Here is a 6,073-nt window from a genome sequence, read left to right as displayed (position 1 = left end):
TCAACCTCCCGTTTTGAAGGAAGCGTAACCCTTTCGCTCTCTATGTGAAGCTTATTTCGAAGGCCTATTGAAGCCGTGCGGAATCCGTCGAGGGGAAATCAGCGGGAACCGCCGGGTCCACCGGGCGCTTGGCCAGCCATTGGACGATGCGGGGGATAAGGGTGCGGTGCCCGGCGCAACGCATGCCCTCGGGGTCGGTTTGGTCGCGCCACACATGGCCGAAGGTCGAGCTGTAGACGCGTCCCTTTCCATAGGCGACCGTCCATTCGGTCGGGAAGTGCAGCCCCGTCTTTTCATCGGCGGCATGGGAGAGGACGGTCAGGTTTTCCGCCGGTCCGCGCGCATAGCGGTAGACCTCGATATCCGCGGCCATCCACTGGCGCGGCAGCCCGGCATGGATCGGGTGGTCGCCGAGCCGCGTCACCCGCACGTCGCGGCGCTTGCCGTGCCCCGTGGTTTCCCCCTCGCCGGCGGGAATGCGGACCTCGGTCCCCGCGCCATCCACCGTGATGGCCCAGCCAAAATTCCTGTTGCGCCAGCCGAGGCCGATCATGCGGTTGTATTCCGGCCAATCCGGAAAGGCATTGTTGGCGGAGTGGAACACATATAAGCCGCCGCCGTTGGCCACATAGGTTTCGAGCGCGGCCTGCACCCGGCGGGGCCATTGGGTTTTGCTTTGGATGTCGTTGCAGTTTTGGATGACCACGTCGTAGTCGGAAAAGGCCGGGTTCCACTGCTCCAGTGCCGCCGGGTCGGATGGGAAGGTGGCGACCGCCACATCGAACCCGCCCGCCTGGTGCAGCACGGATTGGATCGCCCGTGTCGTATGCCGCCAATCATGGTTGCTGAAGCCATCGACGATCAAAACCCTTGCATCCCCCGCGTCGGCCACCGCCGCGCCGGCCACCAGCAAACTTGCCCATATCGCTTTGCTTCTCATTTTCTTCTCCAGTTTAATTTCCGTTGCCGAACAGGTTCCCGGGATTCAACCTGCCGGCGGGATCGAACAGCCGTTTGATCGCGCGCATCCCGGCAACGCCCTCCGCTCCGTACATCAGCGCCAAAAAGGCGGTCTTGTTTTTGCCGATTCCGTGCTCGGCGGAGACGGAGCCGTTCCATGCCACCACCTGCTTGGCCCAGTCCAGATAGAGTGCCTGGCCGCGGTCATGTTCCGCCAGGCTGCGCGGCAGGATATTCACATGGACGTGGTTGTTGCCGATATGCCCGAAGATGACGTATTCCAACCCGGCTTGGGCCAACCCTTCATGATACATCCGCATCACCGCTTCCAACCGGTCGTCCGGTACCGCCATGTCGGTGCCCAGCTTGGTCAGCCCCGGAATCGCTCGCTTGCGCTCCCCGATGATCAGGTTGACCGACTCCGGAATCGCGTGGCGGAAGTTTTTGAGGATGCCGATCTCCTTCTCGCCTTCCGACAACCAGCAATCGATCGCCCTTCGGTCGATCTCTTCCGCAACCGCATCCGGCACCTCGCAATCGAACTCGAAATAAAGGGCCGTATCGAATTCCGGCGCCAGTGCCGGCAGATCGCCAAAGGCCGGATACTCCTCCTTCATCTTGCGCAACAGCGCCAGCGCCCGCGAATCGAAAAACTCGATCGCCACGGGCCGGGGAAGGCGGCCGGCGCCCCGCAGAAACCGCACAAACTCCAACGCGCGCTCCTCCGCATCGAAGAACGCCGTCAGCCCGTTCATTTGCCCAGGCTTCGGCAACAACATAATTTCGATCTCCGTCACCACGCCCAGCGTTCCTTCGGCGCCAATGAACAGATCGACCAGATCCATATCCGGTTCCATGAAATATCCCGCCGCATTCTTCACCTGCGCACACTTGCGCAAGTGTGCGCAGAGGTTCCCCGAGACGGAGCCGAGGTTGAAGACGTTTCCGCAGGCCCGGTGCACGCCGCGCTCGAGCCGGACCGGCTCGCCATGGGGGAGCACGACCTCCAGCGCGTGGACCCAGTTGCGCACCGCGCCATACTTGAACGACCGCGCGCCGGAGGCGTTGTTGGCCACCATCCCGCCGATAGTGGCGGAGGTTTCGGTGAGGTCGGACGGAAAGAACCTGCCGGAGCCTTCGGTGGCGTTTCGGATCTCGGCCAGGGTTGCGCCGGGCTGGACGGTCAGCCGGTCGCCGGCGATTTGGCCGAAGGCGGCCATGCGCGAAAGGTTGAGGATCAGGCCGCCTTCGGGGACGCACCCGCCCGTGATGCCGGTCCGCCCGCCCTGCACGGTGACGGGCCAGCCGTTTTCGGCGGCCATGCGAAGCGCTTCGCAAACCTCTTCCGTCGTCCGTGGGAACGCGATCTGGTCGGCGTGGCCCTCGCGGCGCGACTCGTCGTGCAGATAGTCCGCCTGCTCTGCACCAACGTCTAGAATCTCAATTGCCATGTGCGGAAGTAAACACCAGGCATCCGGGAAAACCAAGCCCGGCGCACGCCACGGAAAGTTAAAATTCACTTTTCAAGTAAAAGTTCCATTGTAGGCTTGTTGTCGTCTTGAATTCCGGCTGCGATGAAGACGATTCCGACGATGTCCCGAGTATTTACGGCACGTGGCAGTCGGCGGACTACCCGACGGAAGGCTTGCAGGTTGTCATCTACGAAAACGGAACATTTGAAATGGATTCCATCGAGCCCGACGAGGATCCGGAACGGTCAATGAGTTCGGGAACCTATTCGTACGACGACGGGGTCCTTACGCTCGTTTTCACGACGTCCGACAATGAGAACCTCGAAGGAACGACCGAGGTCCGTGAGATTGAGTTGGTGGATGCCTCGACTATTCTTTTGGATGGAACGACGCTGACCAAATAGACGCGCGTTCTCGTTCCGCTCGGCGGCATCTTGCCGCCTGCGATTCAAGACGGCCTTCGGGCCGTCTTTTTTGGGTCTAGAAGGTTTCGTCGGGGCCGAGGTAGCGCCATTGGCCGTCGGGGAGATTGCCGAGGACGACCTTGCCGATGCGGATGCGCTTGAGGCCGACGACCTTGAGGTCGACGAGCTCGCACATGCGGCGGATCTGGCGCTTCTTTCCTTCGCGCAGGATGAAGCGGAGCTGGTCCTGGTTTTGCCAGGTCACCTTGGCGGGCTTGAGCGGTTTGCCGTCGAGCTCCAGGCCATGGTTGAGCAGCTTGAGCCCTTGGTCGGACAAGTGGCCGTCCACGCGCACGAGGTATTCCTTGTCCACGTCCGAGTCCTCGCCGATGATCCGGCGCGCGACGCGGCCGTCCTGCGTGAGCACCAGCAGGCCGTTGGAATCGATGTCGAGGCGCCCGGCGGGGGCGAGCCCACGAAGCAGTCCGTGATGAAACGCGCGTTTGGTGCGATCGTCTTTCCATTGATTTTCCCGCGTGAGCAAGTCCGACGCGGGGCGGTGCCCGTCCTCGGGCTGGGCCGAGACATAGCCGATCGGCTTGTTGATCAGGAAGGTCGCCTGCATGTCCTGCCGCTTTTGGCCGGCCTCGGCCAGTTCGATCTTGGCGCTGGGCGAAACCTTGGTGCCCAGTTCCGAGACCACCTCGCCGTCCACCAGCACCAGGCCGCGTTCGATGTAGCGGTCGGCCTCGCGGCGCGAGCACATGCCGCGCGCGGCCATCAGTTTTGAAATCCGTTCGGGTTGTTCGGTCATTATTTCTCCACGCCGAATTTGGCGAGTATTTTTTCCATTAGGCACCAGCGGGTGATGCCGGATTGGAGCAGGTTGGCGCCGACAAAGACGGTGAACCAGATCCAGTGGGGATTCACCCAGTGGGCGAGGGCGAGCGAGATTAGTACGAGCGATCCTGCAATTACGCGAATCATGTGTTCCATTTTCATCCTACACCTCCCATTGAGCAGACAATATGCGCACTTGGGCGCCGCATGTGGAGCTATTTTTGAAGTTGTTGCCAGAAGCCGTCGGGTTCCTGACCGATGCGCCAGAAGGCGACGCCGCGGATGGGGTTCCGCCCGTAGAGGGCCATCTTGGCGGCAAGCGACTGGGTGGTTTCGTAGTGGACGTCGATGCTGACGGTTTCCCGGAAGCGGTACGAAGCGCCGTCCTGGGTCCAGTTGGATTTGATGCCTTTTTCCGTTAGCTCGGCGACCACGTCCCGGTTTTTGTAGGCCTTGGCGAGGGCGGGGGTCTGCCAGGCGCGCCCGTAGAGCGGGACGCCCATGACGAGCTTGTTGGCCGGAATGTTCTTTATGGCATAGGCATAGATGTCGCGGCACCAGGGCAACGAGGCGATCGGCCCGGCGCCGCCGCCGCTGTAGTGCTCGTCGTAGGCCATGACAACGACGCGGTCGGCGATCATGCCGATGAAGGGATAGTCGAAGGCGTCGGTGGGGTTTTTCTTCTTGTGTTCTTCCCAGCGCGCCATCACCGCGACACTGAACAGCTTGTCTTTCGGCAAGGCCTTTTTCAGGGCGACGAGAAAGTTGAGGTAGTTGGTGCCGTCCTTGGCGCCGATGCTTTCGAAATCGATCTGCACGCCGTCGAACGGCGCCGCGCGTTCGACGATCGCGGAAATGATCCGGTTGCGGAGCGGGAGGTCGGGGTTGAGGAAGATGTGCGCGAGCGTGGTGTTCCACGGAATGGTCACGACGAGGTGGTAGCGCGTGCCGCGGTTGGCGCCGGGCAGGGCGGGGGGCGCGTCATGGCCGCCGGAAAGGTTGCCGTCGCCATCGACCGCCGCGCTGAAACAGGCCACGTCGGTGATCGGCGAGGCGACGGGAAAATATTTTTCCTCGCCCTTCATCAGGTAGGCCCAGGTTTCGGGGAACGATTTGGCCTGCCCGGTCAGGGCGGACAGCAACAATGCGGCAACAAGGAGGGATGTTTTCATGCATCCACCGTACGGCGGGGTGCATGGGGGTGTCAAGTGACGAGCTCCTATGCGGCTCCCGCTGCTTGCTCCCCTTTTTCTTGGGCGGGCGTTGCGGTCGCGGCGCCGGCGCGCGCGAACGGGAAGTCGATGGTGAGGGCGGTGACGCCGGCCTCGCGGTGTTCGAGTTTGGCTTTGCCGCCGAGCATGGCGATGTAGCGGCGGGCGAGGGTGAGGCCGTGCTTCAGGTCGACCACGCCTTCCGTTTCGGAATCGAAGATGTCCGCCAGCAGGTCGTTGCGCGCCGCGGCGGTGAAGGTCATTTCGAACGCGATGACCATGCCCGACGAGTCCGCCGATTTGCGGGAGGCATGCAGCCCGACCCGTCCTTTCTTGGTGTGGTCGAGGGCGTAGCCGAGCAGGATCGAAAGCGTTTTGCGCAGCTTTTCGGGGTCGGTCGCAACGTGTTTCGGCACGTTGTTGGCGGTTTGGTACTGCGCGAATCCGACGGCGAAGAACAGCTTGTTGGTCTTGGCGCGGTGGCAGAACTGGTGGTCGATGTCGGCCAGCAGGGCGTGCAGGTCGCATTGGGAGCGGGCCACGGCGTCGGAGCCGTCGGCCAGATGGGTGAGTCCCTTGCGGTAGTCCATCATGTCGATCAGCGATCGGCATTGGTGGTTGGCGCTGACCAGTTCCCGCTTCTGTTCGGTGGAGAGGTTGTCCGCCTGCTCCATGATGACGGTGGTTTTGAGGACCGGGCTGAGGCAGGTCCGCACGGTTTCGTTCACCTCGTCGACCAGCGTGCTGTTCCTGCGGCCGATTTCCTGGACCTCGGCCAGCGACTGGTTCAGCTCGGCCCGATGCGCGTGCTCGATGTCGGCCAGCTTCTGCTCGGCTTGCTTGAGTTGTTCGGCGGTTTGCTCGCGCTCCTGCTTGAGTTCGGCCAGGGAGCGGTCGCGCTGCTGCACGGCCTTGTCGGCGGCTTCGAGCTGCTGCATGAGGGTGTTCTCGTTCTGGCGGTATTCCTCGATCTGCTTGGAGAGGTTTTGGGTTTCCACCAGGATGCGGGAATCGGCATCCTGCCGGCTGTCGGCATAGCGGGCCTGAAGATTCTTGAGCGCCATTTCGGCATCCTTGCGGCCTTCGGTTTCCGCCTGCAGGTCGCCGGCGAGCTTGTGGAGCTTCTGCTGCTGGGTTTCGATTTGCCGCTGCAGCTGCTGCTCCTTGGCGGTCAGGGTCTTCTCCG

The 6,073-nt window shown here is 62.4% G+C and carries 7 protein-coding genes; 1 reads left to right on the top strand and 6 read right to left on the bottom strand.

Annotated features, from left to right (window positions below):
• Positions 1-64: 64 nt before the first annotated feature.
• Together ABYO54_RS12935 and ABYO54_RS12930 are read right to left on the bottom strand one after the other, a co-directional pair.
• The gene (locus tag ABYO54_RS12935) at positions 65-940 is read right to left on the bottom strand and encodes a ThuA domain-containing protein (protein ID WP_372808666.1); all 876 of its coding nucleotides are present in this window, start codon (positions 938-940) and stop codon (positions 65-67) included.
• A gap of 13 nt (positions 941-953) precedes the next feature.
• Entirely contained in the window at positions 954-2,411 is a 1,458-nt protein-coding gene (locus ABYO54_RS12930) for an FAD-binding oxidoreductase (RefSeq protein ID WP_372808665.1), read from the bottom strand.
• Between the two features lie 107 nt (positions 2,412-2,518).
• Between ABYO54_RS12930 and ABYO54_RS12925 the strand changes: the two genes are divergently transcribed.
• The gene (locus tag ABYO54_RS12925; protein WP_372808664.1) at positions 2,519-2,836 is read left to right on the top strand and encodes a hypothetical protein; all 318 of its coding nucleotides are present in this window, start codon (positions 2,519-2,521) and stop codon (positions 2,834-2,836) included.
• 76 nt (positions 2,837-2,912) lie between these two features.
• On the opposite strand, the gene ABYO54_RS12920 is transcribed toward ABYO54_RS12925, so the two are convergent.
• The 4 genes from ABYO54_RS12920 to ABYO54_RS12905 form a co-directional block, all read right to left on the bottom strand.
• Entirely contained in the window at positions 2,913-3,650 is a 738-nt protein-coding gene (locus ABYO54_RS12920; RefSeq protein ID WP_372808663.1) for a pseudouridine synthase, read from the bottom strand.
• Positions 3,650-3,838 (bottom strand): DUF2892 domain-containing protein, encoded by a 189-nt coding sequence (locus ABYO54_RS12915; protein WP_372808662.1) that lies wholly within the window; start codon positions 3,836-3,838, stop codon positions 3,650-3,652. Before ABYO54_RS12915 ends, ABYO54_RS12920 begins: the two co-directional genes overlap by 1 nt.
• 53 nt (positions 3,839-3,891) lie before the next feature.
• Positions 3,892-4,848, bottom strand: a complete 957-nt coding sequence (locus tag ABYO54_RS12910) for a glycosyl hydrolase family 18 protein (protein ID WP_372808661.1) — start codon at positions 4,846-4,848, stop codon at positions 3,892-3,894.
• A gap of 47 nt (positions 4,849-4,895) precedes the next feature.
• Positions 4,896-6,073, bottom strand: a 1,178-nt coding sequence (locus ABYO54_RS12905) for a hypothetical protein (RefSeq protein ID WP_372808660.1), incomplete at its 5' end; no start/stop codon positions are given.

This window comes from Pontiella sp. (genome assembly GCF_041622395.1).
Classification (GTDB): domain Bacteria; phylum Verrucomicrobiota; class Kiritimatiellia; order Kiritimatiellales; family Pontiellaceae; genus Pontiella.
Note: the sequence above shows the minus strand (reverse complement) of the source record. Positions and strands in the feature narration are given on the sequence as shown.

What these genes read in the sequence shown, in the direction of transcription:
- ABYO54_RS12935 (WP_372808666.1), bottom strand. Translation starts at nt 940, where the DNA reads ATGAGAAGCAAAGCGATATGGGCAAGTTTGCTGGTGGCCGGCGCGGCG.
- ABYO54_RS12930 (WP_372808665.1), bottom strand. Translation starts at nt 2,411, where the DNA reads ATGGCAATTGAGATTCTAGACGTTGGTGCAGAGCAGGCGGACTATCTG.
- ABYO54_RS12920 (WP_372808663.1), bottom strand. Translation starts at nt 3,650, where the DNA reads ATGACCGAACAACCCGAACGGATTTCAAAACTGATGGCCGCGCGCGGC.
- ABYO54_RS12915 (WP_372808662.1), bottom strand. Translation starts at nt 3,838, where the DNA reads ATGAAAATGGAACACATGATTCGCGTAATTGCAGGATCGCTCGTACTA.
- ABYO54_RS12910 (WP_372808661.1), bottom strand. Translation starts at nt 4,848, where the DNA reads ATGAAAACATCCCTCCTTGTTGCCGCATTGTTGCTGTCCGCCCTGACC.